Origin of the sequence: Caballeronia sp. Lep1P3 (assembly GCF_022879595.1) — a bacterium.
Classification (GTDB): Bacteria; Pseudomonadota; Gammaproteobacteria; order Burkholderiales; family Burkholderiaceae; genus Caballeronia.
Genome location: NZ_CP084267.1, coordinates 715809 through 731027, shown reverse-complemented (window position 1 = coordinate 731027; position 15219 = coordinate 715809). Strand labels below are relative to the sequence as shown.

Sequence of the window (15219 nt, the reverse complement as noted above, 5' to 3'; positions counted from 1 at the left end):
GCCTTTAGCGCTTTGCGGCCGCCGCCACGACACGATGCACGAAGCGCAGCTTGTCTATCACGGGCGGTGCGAGCGCGAACGGATAGCCGTCCGGCATGCCGAGACTGCGGTTGAGACTGTTGAGCACATAGGTCAGCGGAAACCAGCGCTTCATGAGGTTATCGAAAGTGGTTTCCTCGATTGGCGTCTGGTCCGTAAGCGTGGGTTCGTGTGGACTGTCCGGCACGAGCGCGAGGCCGCAGGACACAGCGGTGTCGAGCGTATCGACGATATGCAGATAGTGCGCCCACGTTTCAGCCCAGTCTTCCCACGGATGCATCGTGGCGTAGGCGCTGATGTAGTTCTCCGCCCAGTTCGGCGGCGGGCCTTCCTTGTAGTGACGATCGAGCGCGGCGGCATAGTCCTGTTGCTCGTCGCCGAAAGCGGTGCGAAACGGCGCGATGCGCGGGGTATCGGCAATCAGGCGGTCAAAGAAATAGTGCCCCGTTTCATGACGAAAATGACCGAGCAGCGTGCGATACGGCTCGTGAAGCGCGGAGCGTACTCTCTCGCGATGCGCGTCGTCTGCCTCCGCGACGTTGAGCGTAATGATGCCGTTGCTATGGCCTGTCATTACACCGTGCCCTTCCGCGTCGCCTTGGAGAAACTGAAATTCGAGGCCGTGTTCAGGGTCTTGCTGGCGCGACTGGACAGTCAGGCCAAGATCGGCAAGCGTGTAGAGCAGACGGCGCTTGGCGGCTTCGAGGCGATACCAGTAGAGTCGGTTTTCCGGCGTCGCGAGATTGGGGATGGTGCTCGTCAGTTGGCACGACGCGCACAGTGTTTCTTCGCAATCGGCGCGAACCATCCAGTTGCAGACGTTCTCGACCGCATAGTTGTAGCAAGGGCGGTAAAGCAAATCTTTAGCGAGCGGATGCAGGCTCTGCCACTTGCCATCTTTCGTGACGTCGAATGCGCTGATCTGACTCAGTTCGGGAACATAGCCGAGTTGCGCGCCGCAATTCTCGCAATGGGTGTTTTCGAAAAACACCAGCTGATCGCAGCGGTTGCAGTGGAAGGTCTTCATCGTATGCGCCGAAACAGGTGGTAGAGGCAGAGATTGCGTTAGTCAGGCCGAGCATTGCAAAGAACGTGCCGCCGGCGTGCGCTGTCGAAGACAATGCGCGCAAGCGTGAAAACCGAGAAAAGGAGTTGGAGTGTCCATTCGTGTCGCGTTGAACCATGTCACGCAATATCGCTATGACCGGTTCGTGGGTCTTTCGCCGCAGGTGGTCCGCTTGCGGCCGGCACCGCATTGCCGCACGCCGATCCTGTCTTTCTCGATGCGCGTCGAGCCGGCAGAACACTTCATCAACTGGCAGCAGGATGCCTTTGCGAATTATCAGGCGCGCCTCGTCTTTCCCGAGAAGACGCGTGAGTTCACGGTGACGGTGGACCTCGTCGCAGAGATGGCCGTCTATAACCCGTTCGATTTCTTTCTCGAGCCGTCTGCGGAAACGTTTCCCTTCAGTTATGCGCCGGAGCTGCATCGCGATCTCGCGCCTTACATGGTCAAGCGCGCGATGACGCCGCGCTTTGCGGCCTTCGTCGAGAGCATAGACCGCGCAGCGCAACCGACGGTGGATTTTCTTGTCGGCCTCAATCAACGGCTTGCGCGCGAGATCCGCTACCTGCTTCGCATGGAACCGGGCGTGCAGACGCCCGAGGAGACGCTTGAGAGCGCTGTGGGTTCTTGCCGCGATTCGGGCTGGCTGCTCGTCGAGACGCTAAGGCATCTCGGACTTGCGGCGCGTTTTGTGTCGGGCTATCTGTTGCAGCTCGCGCCCGATATCAAGTCGCTCGATGGTCCTAGCGGCACCGAAGCGGACTTCACCGATCTGCATGCATGGTGCGAAGTGTTTTTGCCGGGCGCGGGCTGGATCGGCCTGGACACCACATCGGGCCTGCTCGCAGGCGAAGGCCACATTCCGGTTGCATGTACGCCCGAGCCGGGTAGCGCGGCGCCCGTTTCCGGTGCAGTCGACGAATGCGAGGTCGAGTTCAGCCACGAGATGTCGATTGCCCGCGTGCGCGAGACGCCGCGCGTAACGAAGCCCTATAGCGAGGAAGACTGGGCCGCGGTCTTGCGCGTGGGGGCGCAGGTGGATGCGCAACTGGATGCATCCGACGTGCGGCTCACGATGGGTGGCGAGCCGACTTTCGTCTGCGCGCGCGACCGCGACGCACCGGAATGGAACACCGATGCGCTCGGGCCTACCAAGCGCGCCTACGCCGTAGCGCTGATGGACAAGCTGCGCCGGCAATACGGCGCGGGTGGTTTTCTGCATATGGGGCAAGGCAAGTGGTATCCGGGCGAGCAGTTGCCGCGCTGGGCGCTCTCGCTGTTCTGGCGAGCCGACGGCGGACCTTGCTGGGAAAATCCGGACCTTCTTGCCGACGAGCGCCGGCCCGCGAGTTATACGGCGGACGATGCGGCGCGCTTCATCCGTCATCTCGCGGGCAAGCTATCTTTGGATACAAAATTCATTCAGCCCGGATACGAGGACACCTGGTACTACCTGTGGCGCGAGCGGCGCCTTCCGGTGAACGTCGATCCGTTCGATTCGCGTCTCGACGACGAACTCGAGCGCGTGCGCTTGCGCCAGGTGTTCGATTCCGGTTTGTCTTCGGTGACGGGATATGCGCTGCCGATCGCGCGGGACGACGCCGGCGGATCGGGGCCGTCGCGCTGGACCACCGGTCCGTGGTTCTTCCGCGACGAGCGCATGTACCTCGTTCCCGGCGATTCACCGATGGGCTATCGCTTGCCGCTGGACTCTCTGCCGTGGGTGTCGGAGAGCGACTATCCGTGGCCGCACGAACGCGATCCGTTCGGGCCGCCGACTCCGCGCCGGCGCGCCGCCGAGCTACGCATGCAATGCCCGAAATCGGATATTGCATCCGGCGCGCAGCATGCAAAACGCAAAATGCCACGAGAAGCGCTGAGCGCCGACACCGGTCGCGTGCCCGAACGAGGGGAGTCGGCCGGCTGGATCGCACGCACGGCGGTGTGCTTGGAAGCGCGCGATCCGGCTCGCGCCGCCGGCCCTAAAGTCGAAGCCGCGACGCTCGAGAAGGGCGAGAACGGCAACAAGCTGATGCATGTGTTCATGCCGCCGCTCGTTGCAATCGACGACTACCTCGATCTGCTTGCCGCCGTCGACGCCACGGCCGCCGATCTCGCGATACCCGTCATCATCGAAGGCTATCCGCCGCCGCGCGATGCGCGTCTCAAGATGCTGCAGGTCACGCCCGACCCCGGCGTCATCGAAGTGAACATTCATCCGGCATCGAATTGGAAGGAACTCATGGAGCGCACCGAGTTTCTCTACGGCGCGGCGCACGAGTGCTATCTGAGTCCCGAGAAATTCATGCTCGATGGACGGCACACCGGCACCGGAGGCGGGAATCACTTCGTGCTGGGCGGGGCCACGCCGCCTGACAGTCCGTTCCTGCGACGCCCGGACCTGCTCGCGAGCCTTATCGCGTACTGGCATAACCATCCCTCGCTTTCGATGCTCTTTTCCGGCCTGTCCATCGGCCCGACGAGCCAGGCGCCCCGCGTGGACGAAGCGCGCAACGATCAGGTCTACGAGCTGGAAATAGCGTTTGCGGAACTGCAGCACCAGATCGATTCGCTTGGCGGACGAGGCAGCGCCGTGGTGCCGCCATGGCTTATCGATCGCATTTTGCGCAACATTCTGACCGACGTAACCGGCGACACGCACCGCGCCGAATTCTGCATCGACAAGCTCTATTCGCCCGACGAACCAACGGGGCGGCTCGGTCTGCTCGAATTACGCGGCTTCGAAATGCCACCGCACGCGCGCATGAGCCTCGTGCAACAACTCCTGTTGCGCGCGCTCGTCGCTCGCTTCTGGGAGGCGCCGTATCGCACGCGGCTCACGCGCTGGGGCACCGAGCTCCACGACCGTTTCATGCTGGGCGCTTTCGTGCAGATGGATTTCGACGACGTGCTGGCCGACTTGCGCGAAACGGGCTTTGCGTTCGAACGGAATTGGTTCGAACCGCATTTTGAATTCCGTTTTCCACTTGTCGGCGCGTATGAAACGAATGGCATCGCGCTCACCATTCGCAATGCGCTGGAGCCGTGGCACGTCCTCGGCGAGGAAGGCGCGATCGGCGGTACCGTGGGTTATGTGGATTCGTCTGTCGAAAGGCTCGAAGTGCGCGTGCTCGGGCTCAACGGCGATCGGCATGTCGTCACGGTCAATGGCGAGCGGTTGCCGCTGCAACCGACAGGGCGCATCAGCGAGTACGTGGCGGGCGTGCGTTTTCGCGCGTGGTCGCAAGCCGCGTCGCTGCATCCGACCATTGGCGCGCACGCGCCGCTGACCTTCGATATCGTCGATACATGGACGGGCCGCGCAATCGGCGGATGCCAATATCACGTCGCGCATCCGGGCGGGCGCAACTATCTAACGTTCCCCGTGAACGCCTACGAAGCCGAAAGCCGCCGGCGTGCGCGCTTTTTCGCGAGCGGACATACGCCCGGCGCAGTGCACGTGCAGCATCGCGAGCGCGGCCTCGAATTCCCGTTCACGCTGGACCTGCGGCATCGTTGAGCGGCCATCGAGCGCAGCCGGTATTCAATAAACACGAGACGACCTTGGCCTTTCAATCGACACTGCCGTTCGATGACACGGCCAACGGCAACGATGCCTTATCGCGCTTGCGCACGTTGCCCGCGCGCGAGGGGCATTGGGACGAACTGCGCGATGCGTCGGGACAGATGCGTGCGCCGTGGCGCCGCTTCTTCGAACTGCTCGGCGAGCACGGCATAACGCGGCTCGACGATGGCGTGGCCGCCGTCGCCCGGCAAGTGCGCGGCAACGACATCACGTGCAACGTCTATGCGGACAACGGCAAGCCGCGCGCATGGTCGCTCGACCTATTGCCCTTGCTGATCGGCGAAAGCGAGTGGGCGGTAATCGAACGCGCGTCGTTCAGCGTGCGCGATTGATGGAAGCCATCGTCGCCGATACCTATGGCGCACACGCTCCTGCAGCGCGGACTGTTGCCCGGCGCGCTCGTGTTCGGGCATCCCGGCTATCTACGCGCGATGAAGGGCTATATGCCGCCTGGAGGGCGGTATCTGCAGATCGTCGCGGTCGATCTCGTGCGCTCGCCATCCGGTGCATGGACGGTCATCTCGCATCGCACCGAAGCGCCGTCTGGGCTCGGCTACGCGCTCGGAAATCGCATGATCGTTGCGCGTCTATTCACGGAGCCGTTCCGCGCGATGCATGTCAAGCGGCTCGCGGAAACGTATGCGCAACTCGTCGCGACGCTCGCGCATGAAGCGCGCGCAACGATGCGCGAGGACGAAGGCGAAGCGCGCGATGCGCCTCATATCGCTCCTGAGTCCAGGACCATTCAGCGAGACTTACTTCAGGCGCGCGCTTGCGGCGAGATACGCGACAGGCTGTCCACCGATCACTGGCGCACCATCCTCGCCGCGCGCAATGACTTCGGCGATGCGCTCGCGCGGCTCGGGCTTGTACTGCCCGATGCGGCCCGAGACTATGACCGCGTGATGCTGGCGGCCGCGCTCGAACATCTCTCCACGCAGCTTCTCGCGATCAGCGGCGCGCAAGCGGACCGCATGACGCGCGACGAAGCGTGGCGGATGATCTTCATCGGCAGGATGATCGAGCGCCTTGCGACGATGGCGACGTTCCTGCGCGTCGTTGCAAGCGCATGGCCGCCTCGTCGCGCCCGCGCGGGCTGTTTGGCGTGGCTTCGCGGTTGCGCAAGAAGCTCGGCGAGATGGCGGCCGTCGGAAGTAGGGCGCCTCATGCGCACGATGTCCAAATATATTTGGACACCGAAGCATATCCAGACGTCGACGCGTTGTGCGAGGCCCGCGACGACGGACGTCATACGAAGGTCATTTGCTTTATGCGAGCGGCTCGCGGCATCTGCGAGTGCGGCGTCCAACGAAGTCAGCGCACGCTATTTCCGTCATGCTGCTTCGCTCGCCGCGCAGGTTCACTCAGCGTTGCGCCCGGCGAAGCCGCTCGCGGCTATTGATCAGATGCAGGCGCATCGCGGTGCGCGCGGAATCGGCATCGCCGCGCTCGATGGCGTCGGCGATCTGTTCGTGCTCTCGATTCACGCGGAGCAGGTAGTCGGCGTATTCTTCCTGCGGTATGGAAGTGGCGGTCAAGCGTGTGCGCGGAAACATTCGGACTCCGAGATGTTCCATGATCTCCACGAAGTACCGGTTACCCGTCGCGTGCGCGATCTCAAGGTGAAAGCGGAAATCGGGCGAGAGCGTGCCGGAGACTTCGTCGACGCGCTTCGCGAAGTCTTCGAGGGCCGAGCGCATCGTTGCAAGCCGCGCGGCGTCGCGGCGCATCGCCGCCAGTCCGGCGCTTTCGGTTTCGAGGCTGATGCGTAGTTCGAGAATCGCGAGCGCGTCCATCGATCCAGCGACATCGGCGGGATCGAGCTGTAGCAGCGGTTGCGTCACGCTCTCGCATACGAACGTGCCGATGCCATGCCGTGTCTCGACGAGACCGGCCGCTTGCAGGCGCGACAACGCTTCGCGTACCACTGTCCGGCTCACGCCGAAGCGTTGCACCATCTCGGCTTCAGTGGCGATTCGAGTGCCGGCCGAAAGCGTGCGCGATTCGATTTGCGCACGCAGCGCATCGACGACTTGCGCGGTGAGACTGCGTCGTGCGCCAGTGACGGGCGGCGAGGGGACGTCCGCCGCGACGGGCGATGCGTTGATGCCGGCAAGCGATTGGGGCGAAGGCGTCACGGCGCTCCTGAACATGGTTTTGACAATCATTGACAAATCAGGCGGTAAATGATGATATGCGCCATGCGGTGATATGACAACGTACAAGAAGAGGCGCGCAGGGTAATCCCTAGCGGCACTCACAGCGGAGACGACAGGCATGGCACATCCTCACGGCACGGCCGAGCAGGGCGGCGGCTACGGCCGCTTGCTGCTGACAGGCGCGGCAGGCGGCATTGGCCGCGCAGTTCGGCATCGCGTCGCCAAATTTGCACAATGCATTCGAATTTCCGATTTGCCCGGCGTGCTGCCGAGCGATGCGGCGCCGAACGAAGAGGTCGTGCCCTGCGATCTCGCTGACCGTCGCGCAGTCGATACGCTCGTCGCGGGATGCGATGCGATCGTTCATCTTGGCGGCGTCTCAGTCGAGCGTCCGTTCGAGGAGATTCTCGAGGCGAACATCAAGGGTGTCTTCCATATTTATGAAGCGGCGCGGCGCCATAGTGTGAAGCGCGTCGTGTTTGCAAGCTCGAACCACGTCACCGGCTTCTATCGGCAGGACGAACGAATCGATGCCGATGCGCGCAAGCGTCCCGACGGTTATTACGGCCTGTCGAAGTCGTTCGGCGAGGACATGGCGCAGTTGTACTTCGATCGTTATGGCATCGAGACCGTGAGCATTCGCATAGGCTCCGTGTTTCCCGAGCCGAAGGATCGCCGCATGATGGCAACCTGGATGAGTTGTGACGACTTCGTCGAGCTATTGCGGCGTGCGTTGTTCACGGCGTCGGTCGGCCACACGATCGTCTTCGGTGCGTCGGCGAACGCGCATACGTGGTGGGACAACCGCGAGGCGGCGTGCCTGGCCTTCGAACCGCGCGATTCCTCGGAGCAGTTTCGGCAAAAGATCGAAGCGGCACCGCCGCCCGCGCCGGACGATGCAGTCGCAGTTTTTCAGGGCGGCGTCTTCACGACGATGGGACCTTTCGATCCGCTGCCACCGGTTTAATGCATGCCGCATGCGGCGTGCAGAATAATGAATGCCATCGCGTAGTCAGTCGTCATACATCGACGACGCACCGGACATCATCCATGTTTTCGCTCGACTTCTCTCCGTTGTTGCCGTACTGGCCGACCTTCCTGTTAGGCGCGTGGCTCACGCTGAAGATGACATGCGTGGCCGTGTTTTTCGGGCTGATTCTGGGCATGCTCGTAGCGTTCGCCAAGCGCGCGAAGGTGCCGGTGCTCACGCGCGTTTGCATCATCTACATCGAGGCGGTGCGCAACACGCCATTCCTCGTGCAGATATTCCTGCTTTACTTCGGGCTCGCGAGCATTGGCTTGAGAATGCCGACCTTCGCCGCCGCCGCGCTCGCGATGACGATCAACATCGGAGCCTATGCTGCCGAAATCATTCGCGCGGGCCTCGAATCGGTGCCGCGCGGACAAATCGAAGCGGCGGAATGCCTGGGACTGTCGAAATGGCGTATCGGCTGGCATGTGATGCTTCAACCTTCGATCGAGAAGGTTTATCCGTCGCTCACGAGCCAGTTCCTTCTGATGATGCAGGCGTCCGCGATCGCGTCGCAGATATCGGCTGAAGAACTCACTGCCGTGGCCAACACCGTGCAGTCCGATACGTTCCGCTCGCTTGAAACCTACATCGTGGTTGCGGCCTTGTATCTCGCGCTTTCGTTGCTCATCAAGCTCGCCGCATGGGGCGTCGGCGAGCATATCTTCAAGCGCCGTCGCGCGATCCGGCTTGCCGCAAGGCGAGCGGGCAAGGCGCCGCCCGATGCCGAACGCATCGATACCGTCATACCCGGAGGTGCGGCATGAGCGGTGGATTCACCTTCTCGCATCTGACTTATCTGGTGCAATCGATCGGCTGGACGCTCGTGCTTTCCGCACTCGCATTCGTGCTGGGCGCAATAGGCGGCTTCGGCGTAATGCTTGCGCGCATTTCGCCTCGTCGCTGGCTCTCACGCAGCGCGCTCGTCTATATCGAGGCGATTCAAGGCATTCCCTTGCTCATCCTGCTGTTCATTGTGTACTTTGGGCTGTCGGTCTACGGCTATCAGGTGCCGGCACTCGTCGCCGCAGGCATCGCCTTAATGGTCTATTCGAGCGCCTATCTCGGCGATATCTGGCGCGGCTGCGTTCAAGCGATGCCGAAGCCGCAATGGGAAGCGGCCGAGTGTTTGTCGCTTTCACGCTGGCAAAGCCTGAGACTCGTCATCATTCCGCAGGCGATGCGTCTTGCATTGCCGCCAACGGTCGGCTTTCTCGTGCAGCTCATCAAGATGACTTCGCTTGCTTCGGTCATCGGCTTCATTGAATTGACGCGGGCAGGGCAAATCATCAACAACTCGATCTTTCAGCCGTTCCTCATCTTCGGACTGGTCGGCGCTTTCTATTTCGTCCTGTGCTATCCGCTTTCGCGCTGGAGCCAATCGATGGAGAACAAGCTCAATGTCGGCAATCGTTAAGGTCGAGGACATTCACAAGAGCTTCGGCGCTAACCACGTTCTTAAAGGCGTGTCGTTCGAAGTGAACAAGGGCGAGATGATCGCGGTTATCGGCGCAAGCGGTTCGGGCAAGAGCACGGCCTTGCGCTGCATAGATCGCCTCGAAACGGTGGATCGTGGGCAGATAGAGGTATGCGGCATTCGTGTCGATGATCCAAAGGTCGATCTGCATCGGCTCAGGCGGGAAGTAGGCATCGTCTTCCAGAGCTATAACCTTTTTCCGCATCTCACGGCGCAAGAAAACATTATGCTTGCGCTGCGTCACGTAAAGAAGCTATCGCGCGACGAAGCGCAGCGCATCGCGACGAAAGTGCTCGACCAAGTCGGGCTCGCGCAAAAGGCCGACGCATATCCGGAACAATTGTCGGGCGGGCAACAGCAGCGTGTGGCGATTGCGCGTTCGCTTGCAATGTCTCCCAAGGTCATGTTGTTCGACGAAGTGACGTCGGCGCTCGATCCGCAACTCACGGGCGAAGTGTTGCGCGTGATGGAAGACCTCGCAGCGGACGGCATGACGATGCTGCTCGTCACGCACGAGATGGCCTTTGCGAAGCGCGTGGCCGACCGCATCATCTATATGCATCACGGCAAGGTATGGGAAGTGGGCGATGGCGGCATGCTCGACGCGCCTCGCACGCCTGAATTGCGCGCATTCCTCGATAACGGTCTATGAGCGTTGCCTCGCTCGCGACCGCATCGATTCACAATCAATAACGATGGAGACACACTTGAAAGCAAAGAATTGGGTGGCAAGGAGCTGTGTGGCGGCATTGATGCTCGCAGGCGTCGTTCAGAGCGCCATGGCCGATCAGCTCGACGACATCAAGAAGGCAGGCGTCGTGCGCGTGGCGATTGCAATGGGCACGCCGTTGTTCAGTTATGCGGACGAAAACCTCAAGCCGGCAGGCTCCGATGTCGATACGGCCGCCGCGCTCGCCAAGGACCTCGGCGTCAAGCTGGAACTTGTGCAAATCACTAACGCAGCGCGCATTCCGACGCTGCAGGCGAAGCGCGCGGACCTCGTCGTCGCGGACTTGTCGATCACGCCGGAGCGCTCGAAGGTCGTGGACTTCTCGGTGCCTTACGCGGTCATCACGATCATCGTGGGCGGTCTGAACAGCATCAAGGTGAAGGACTACGCGGATCTCGATGGCAAGACGATCGGCCTGACGCGCGCGACCGTCAACGATACGCTGACGACGCAACTCGCGAAGGGCGCGCAAATCCAGCGCTACGAGGACGATGCGACGCTCATTACGTCGATGGTCACCGGTCAGATCGATATCTTCTCAAGCACGCCGTCCAACCTGCAGGAAATGCAGCGCCGGGCGCCGCAGCGCCACATCGAAATGAAATTCGAGCAAAAGAATTTCGACCTCGGCATTGCGATGAACAAGGACCAGCCGCGTCTCAAGGAATGGGTCAACAACTGGGTCCATACGAATATGCAGAACGGCAATCTGAACGCGATCTACAAGAAGTACCACGGTCGCGACTTGCCGGACAACGTGCGCAAAAGCTGACGCTTTAGCGCGTGCGGCGGGGCATGATCCTGCTCCGTCGCACTGACTGCGTTCGAGTTGCGCGAAGCTACGTCAAGGCTTGCGCGTATAGCGCAACCAGACTACGTCGTTGTCCAGCTTCTCCACCGATTCGAGCTTGAGATACGCGGGCTTCTGCCACTTGTCCATTGCGACTTCGAACGATGACGGATGCGCTTCCCGTCCGTCGACGAGCGGAATCAGCAGCACGCTCACTTCATCGGCCAGTCGCGCATTGACGAAGGCCCCCGACACATGGCCGCCGCCTTCGACGATCAGCTTGCGGATCTTCAATTCGCTTTCCAGCGTGTGCACCACGCGTCCGAGATCGATATCTTCTTTGCCGCCAAAGACGTATGACGCGCCGATGGATTGCAGATACGCGAGGTAATCGTCCTCTACGGTTTCAGCGACGACTTCGACGATATGCGAGTCCAGCGCCGTGTTCGATTTCCACGCGACGCGTCCCTTTGGATCGATGGATATTGCGTACTGGCTTGCATCACGCACCGCGAAATAGTCACTCCGCGCAATGGCGCCTTTAGCGAGGCTGCGCGGATAATCGCGGTCCTTGCCGTGCGAGATTTCCTGCATCGTGACGCGGCCGCATACCCACGCGTCGGCCTTGAAACGCGCGGCTGTTTCCTCGTAGCAAGGCGAGGCGAAGTCGAGATGCCAGCCATCGGTCAGGCTGCGGCCATCGACCGACGACATCATGTGGCAAACGATATGCATGAACGCTCCAATCGGGCAATGCGGTTTTTCGGCTACTCCTTAGGCTTCTCATCCGGCGGCAAGGGGCCTTCCTGGTCGATCGTGCTGCCTTGTCGCCAGACGTCCTTGCCTGCTTCGGAGAGCTGTCCGCTGCTCGCGTTCTTGTCGGCTTCGGTGCCGTCCACCGCCATTTCTCCGCCCGCCTGCTCCTGCGACGGCAGTTTCTCTCCCTTTTCCGCGGCAAGGCGGTCCTCATGAGATCTGCCTGCATGTGTGGCCATGGTGCCCTCCATTAGACGATTGCACTGCATTCATTGGCTTAGCAAGCTGCAAGCCAAGTCCGCTCACGCACCGCTTAACTCAAGGACGATTGCATCGTCGAAGTCGGTGCGATTAGCCGTTCCAGTTCGTGTAGTCCCGATGCGCCCGTTTTAGCGAGAATTCCGCGATTCTGGCTGCGCACCGTATCGAGCGATACCTGTCGGGCGCGCAAGCGCGGCGGCAACTTCTCGTTCCGAGCGAGTAAGACCGAATAGTTCGACAGGTAGTTCGAGCGGCGGCGGCGTGTCCGCATACGACGACGCCGGCACGCAAACGTGCCGCAACGCGGGACATACAGATCGACGGGATGAATGCCGTTGCGGAGCCGGATATACAGGCCACCGCCCGCGCCGCCATTTACGACGCCAGCGACGACCCGCCATAAAAGCGCATCGTCCTCAGAATGACGCGCGTAAAGCCGCGAGTGCGATGCCGAAGGCATCGGGCCTTGCCGCGCGACCGTAAGCCCGAAGCGTGGATCGCGTGTTCGCGCCGCGCCTTGCGCATTGGCGTAAAGCACCAACATGCTGTCGGCCATCCGGCGCGTCTGCGCGCGGAATGCGCGGCCTCGAACGCGCCGCGCGAACCCGAGTTCACGACCCTCGGCACTTATCCGCTAACCGGCAACGAATCCCGGCGCGACCGCGCGCGTAGAAAATGCATTTCGCATGCAATTCGGCGAACGTGCGTTCGAGACGGGCATCTTCAACCGCGAATGGCAGGCGCCATATGTGTATTGGATCGTCGGCTGCATCGATGAAGCCACCTAAAACCAAGGCGAAGCACGATGGCATGCTGAATCACATTCCGGGCAATCATTCGTCGCGCTTCGCGCCTGCGTTGCATCCGACGATCGAGACCGGCGTGATGGCGATGCTCGCGGCGGTGACGCCGGGGTTGTCCGAGACGACGCAAGCGCAGTAGTCGTTAGCGTCGGAGAGCGGGGCGCGGCTTCATCGTCCGCTTCTGAGCGCGAGCGCCGGCTGCGCTTCACGCCTTCGAACGTGCGAGTTCCAGAATTGAATGCAGCGGCGAAGAGCGTCGTCGAGCGTCGGAAGAACAGCCGCTCGTCGGCTTGCAAGCGCGCGATAGGGCGGTTGCCGCGCGACCAGATGCATTGCTTCGAGCGCGCGTGCTCGCACCAGCCTTGCATCGAGTCCCGCGATCACCGCTGCCTGTGCCACAAAAGCCGCGCACGTCAGCGAGCCGCGGCTGCTCAAATGGACGATGCCCGATTCGCGATCGATCAGAAGGTCGAGACATGCATGAACGAGATCGGGCGCATACGTCGGCGACACGGTGACGTCCTTCGGGGCGACGAACGAACGATCGTCGGCGAGCGCGCGCAACGCAGCATCGAGAAGGTCTGCGCTTTCCCACAGGCCGAATAGCGGACCGGTGCGCACGACGAGCGCCTGCGGCCATGACCGCAGCACTTGCCGCTCGGCGTGCGCCATGCAGCGGCCAAGGCGGTTGAGCGGTCTGACATCGTCGGTTTCGACATAGGGCTGTGCGCTGCAACCATCGAAAACGAAGTCGGACGAGAAGGTCAGATATTCGATGTTGCGCATCGCGCATGCCTCGGCTAACGCGGACGCCATTTTGATGATCCGCGCAAGACGATTGCTTGCGCCGCGCTCCACTTCGTCCGCGTCCACGGGATCGGAAGCGTTGACGATCGCCCAGGGCGCATGCGTGTCGATTGCCTGTTCGAGCGATGCTTCGAGCGATGCGGCATCGATGCAGACGGTCGCGCATCGCAGATCGCGTTGCGCGCACATATCCACGAAGAGCCGCGCGAGCGCGCCGTTGCCGACGATGAGTATCGGCGCCGCCTCATTGGTTTCGTCATGCGTGCGCGCGGGCGCGCAGAGGCCGCCGAATGCGTCGTAGACGACGGGCTCGCATAGAAAGCGTCCGGGGCGTCGCCACCATCCGGTGCCTTGCAGGACAGGATGTTCGTGCGGCCGGCCCGCGGCAAGGTCGCGCATCAGCGCAGCAACGGCGGTTTCGCGAGGCTCGAGCGCCCGCACGTCGAACGCGCCGGATTCGTAGTAGCCGCGATCTTCGGTGACCAGGCAATTCCAGTCGTAGGAACCGAGCAGCGCCCACACCGTGACCGCGCGGACATCGGCGCCCGCTTCGCGCGCATCGCTTGCGGCTGTCCAGATTTCATGCAGCCAGCGCAGCTGATCCTGGCGCGTCGAGTCGATGTGCGCTTCGGTGACGGCAAGCGGCAAGCCATATCGCTGCCATGCCTCGTCGATCACCGCGCGTATGCCCGGCAGCGGGTCGGCGAGCGCGCGTGCCGCTTCGATATCGGCGAGCCGGTGTCCGTACCATTCGCAGTGATAGGCCTGCGGGTATTGGTGGGTCCGGTGATCGAGCCATCGCTCGCTCGTGATGTAGTAGTTGATGCCGATGATGTCGGGCGGACAAGGATTATCGGTGAACCACAAGACATCGTCGGGCGCGATGCCGGCATCGATGATGTATCGCCAGAGCGCGTGGCCCGGCGCAATCTTTCCGCACAGCAGGTCCCAGGAAAGCCAGCGCCGTTCATTGTAAAAATCGACAAGTTGCGCCATTGCGGGCGTGCCTTGCGTCTTGCCGAGGTCGTCGGTCTGAACGAGCTTTGCTTGGGGATTGATCTTGCGCACTTCGCGCATGGCAAAGACCGCAGCCTTGCATTGATTGATCAAGGCCTGGAGATATGTGCGGTCGTCCGTTCCATGCGGATGCCAGACGCCGTAAAGACCGCTGAAGCGCGCGGTGGTATTCGGTTCGTTGACGGGTGTGTAGTACGAGAGCCACGGATAGCGTTGTGCGACCGCTCGTGCGAATTCCGCCAGTCTCGTCGCGAAGTCCGCGTCCAGCAGTCCGCCGGGCAAAGGTCCGCTTCCGTGGTGCAACAAGCCGGCAATCGGCTCGACGCCCAGTTCGCGAAGCGTCGGCAGACGCGCATCGAGCCACGACCAGTCGGCTGTCTCGATGCTCGTCGGCGCTGTCCTTTCCCATAGCACCGGATATCGCAACGCCTGTATTCCGAGCGAGGCAAAACGCTGCAGATCGTCCGCGCGCGTCGCATGCCCGTTACGGTCCAACTGGCTGAAGAACCTGTCCCGAACCCGGTTGACCGTGCACTCCAGTCCACCCCAAAGCACCAGCCGATCATCCATATTCTTGCGTCCGAAGTTATGTGCGACGTTTCGGCGAAACCGCGCAGCTTCTAAGCAGTCGCTATGCCCTCGCCGTGCGCGATCGGTATTTGCCCGGCACACGCACGCGCTGGAACAACGATTGCCGT

Annotated in this window: 13 protein-coding genes and 1 pseudogene; 9 read left to right on the top strand and 5 right to left on the bottom strand. The window is 61.9% G+C overall.

The features are described from left to right. Positions 1-4: 4 nt before the first annotated feature. Entirely contained in the window at positions 5-1066 is a 1062-nt protein-coding gene (locus LDZ27_RS23895; RefSeq protein ID WP_244817582.1) for a putative zinc-binding metallopeptidase, read from the bottom strand. Positions 1067-1196: 130 nt separating this feature from the next. On the opposite strand from LDZ27_RS23895, the gene LDZ27_RS23890 reads away from it, so the two are divergent. From LDZ27_RS23890 to LDZ27_RS29105, 3 genes and pseudogenes are all read left to right on the top strand, one after another. After that, the gene (locus LDZ27_RS23890; protein ID WP_244817581.1) at positions 1197-4625 is read left to right on the top strand and encodes a DUF2126 domain-containing protein; all 3429 of its coding nucleotides are present in this window, start codon (positions 1197-1199) and stop codon (positions 4623-4625) included. Positions 4626-4669: 44 nt separating this feature from the next. Continuing rightward, entirely contained in the window at positions 4670-5023 is a 354-nt protein-coding gene (locus tag LDZ27_RS29110; protein ID WP_370653464.1) for a hypothetical protein, read from the top strand. Between the two features lie 24 nt (positions 5024-5047). Then, positions 5048-5698: pseudogene (locus tag LDZ27_RS29105) on the top strand (circularly permuted type 2 ATP-grasp protein); the annotation flags it as partial. 357 nt (positions 5699-6055) lie between these two features. Here the strand turns inward: LDZ27_RS29105 and LDZ27_RS23880 are convergent. Beyond that, on the bottom strand, positions 6056-6829 hold the full coding sequence (locus tag LDZ27_RS23880; RefSeq protein ID WP_244817580.1) for a FadR/GntR family transcriptional regulator: 774 nt from the start codon (positions 6827-6829) through the stop codon (positions 6056-6058). Between the two features lie 139 nt (positions 6830-6968). Between LDZ27_RS23880 and LDZ27_RS23875 the strand changes: the two genes are divergently transcribed. From LDZ27_RS23875 to LDZ27_RS23855, 5 genes are all read left to right on the top strand, one after another. After that, positions 6969-7817, top strand: coding sequence for an NAD(P)-dependent oxidoreductase (locus LDZ27_RS23875; protein ID WP_244817579.1), 849 nt, complete (start codon positions 6969-6971; stop codon positions 7815-7817). Positions 7818-7900: 83 nt separating this feature from the next. Further along, the gene (locus LDZ27_RS23870) at positions 7901-8647 is read left to right on the top strand and encodes an amino acid ABC transporter permease (protein ID WP_244817578.1); all 747 of its coding nucleotides are present in this window, start codon (positions 7901-7903) and stop codon (positions 8645-8647) included. After that, on the top strand, positions 8644-9297 hold the full coding sequence (locus LDZ27_RS23865; RefSeq protein ID WP_244817577.1) for an amino acid ABC transporter permease: 654 nt from the start codon (positions 8644-8646) through the stop codon (positions 9295-9297). The genes LDZ27_RS23870 and LDZ27_RS23865 overlap by 4 nt, the downstream gene beginning before the upstream one ends. Continuing rightward, entirely contained in the window at positions 9281-10009 is a 729-nt protein-coding gene (locus LDZ27_RS23860) for an amino acid ABC transporter ATP-binding protein (protein WP_244817576.1), read from the top strand. The genes LDZ27_RS23865 and LDZ27_RS23860 overlap by 17 nt, the downstream gene beginning before the upstream one ends. A gap of 55 nt (positions 10010-10064) precedes the next feature. Next, complete coding sequence (locus LDZ27_RS23855) at positions 10065-10859, top strand: transporter substrate-binding domain-containing protein (RefSeq protein WP_244817575.1); 795 nt, start codon at positions 10065-10067, stop codon at positions 10857-10859. A 72-nt stretch (positions 10860-10931) separates the two neighbouring features. On the opposite strand, the gene LDZ27_RS23850 is transcribed toward LDZ27_RS23855, so the two are convergent. Further along, positions 10932-11612: a dihydrofolate reductase family protein gene (locus LDZ27_RS23850; RefSeq protein ID WP_244817574.1), complete on the bottom strand. Its 681-nt coding sequence runs from the start codon at positions 11610-11612 to the stop codon at positions 10932-10934. A gap of 32 nt (positions 11613-11644) precedes the next feature. Next, a complete protein-coding gene (locus LDZ27_RS23845) occupies positions 11645-11872 on the bottom strand; it encodes a hypothetical protein (protein ID WP_244817573.1) in 228 nt (75 codons plus the stop codon). Between the two features lie 796 nt (positions 11873-12668). Here LDZ27_RS23845 and LDZ27_RS23840 point away from each other — a divergent pair. Next, on the top strand, positions 12669-12836 hold the full coding sequence (locus LDZ27_RS23840; protein WP_244817572.1) for a hypothetical protein: 168 nt from the start codon (positions 12669-12671) through the stop codon (positions 12834-12836). A 29-nt stretch (positions 12837-12865) separates the two neighbouring features. On the opposite strand, the gene LDZ27_RS23835 is transcribed toward LDZ27_RS23840, so the two are convergent. Further along, positions 12866-15091: a family 1 glycosylhydrolase gene (locus LDZ27_RS23835; protein WP_244817571.1), complete on the bottom strand. Its 2226-nt coding sequence runs from the start codon at positions 15089-15091 to the stop codon at positions 12866-12868. Between the last annotated feature and the right edge of the window lie 128 nt (positions 15092-15219).

Coding starts and splice junctions, on each gene's coding strand:
- LDZ27_RS23895 (WP_244817582.1), bottom strand. CDS start 1,066: ATGAAGACCTTCCACTGCAACCGCTGCGATCAGCTGGTGTTTTTCGAA.
- LDZ27_RS23875 (WP_244817579.1), top strand. CDS start 6,969: ATGGCACATCCTCACGGCACGGCCGAGCAGGGCGGCGGCTACGGCCGC.
- LDZ27_RS23870 (WP_244817578.1), top strand. CDS start 7,901: ATGTTTTCGCTCGACTTCTCTCCGTTGTTGCCGTACTGGCCGACCTTC.
- LDZ27_RS23865 (WP_244817577.1), top strand. CDS start 8,644: ATGAGCGGTGGATTCACCTTCTCGCATCTGACTTATCTGGTGCAATCG.
- LDZ27_RS23860 (WP_244817576.1), top strand. CDS start 9,281: ATGTCGGCAATCGTTAAGGTCGAGGACATTCACAAGAGCTTCGGCGCT.
- LDZ27_RS23850 (WP_244817574.1), bottom strand. CDS start 11,612: ATGCATATCGTTTGCCACATGATGTCGTCGGTCGATGGCCGCAGCCTG.
- LDZ27_RS23845 (WP_244817573.1), bottom strand. CDS start 11,872: ATGGCCACACATGCAGGCAGATCTCATGAGGACCGCCTTGCCGCGGAA.
- LDZ27_RS23840 (WP_244817572.1), top strand. CDS start 12,669: ATGAAGCCACCTAAAACCAAGGCGAAGCACGATGGCATGCTGAATCAC.
- LDZ27_RS23835 (WP_244817571.1), bottom strand. CDS start 15,091: ATGGATGATCGGCTGGTGCTTTGGGGTGGACTGGAGTGCACGGTCAAC.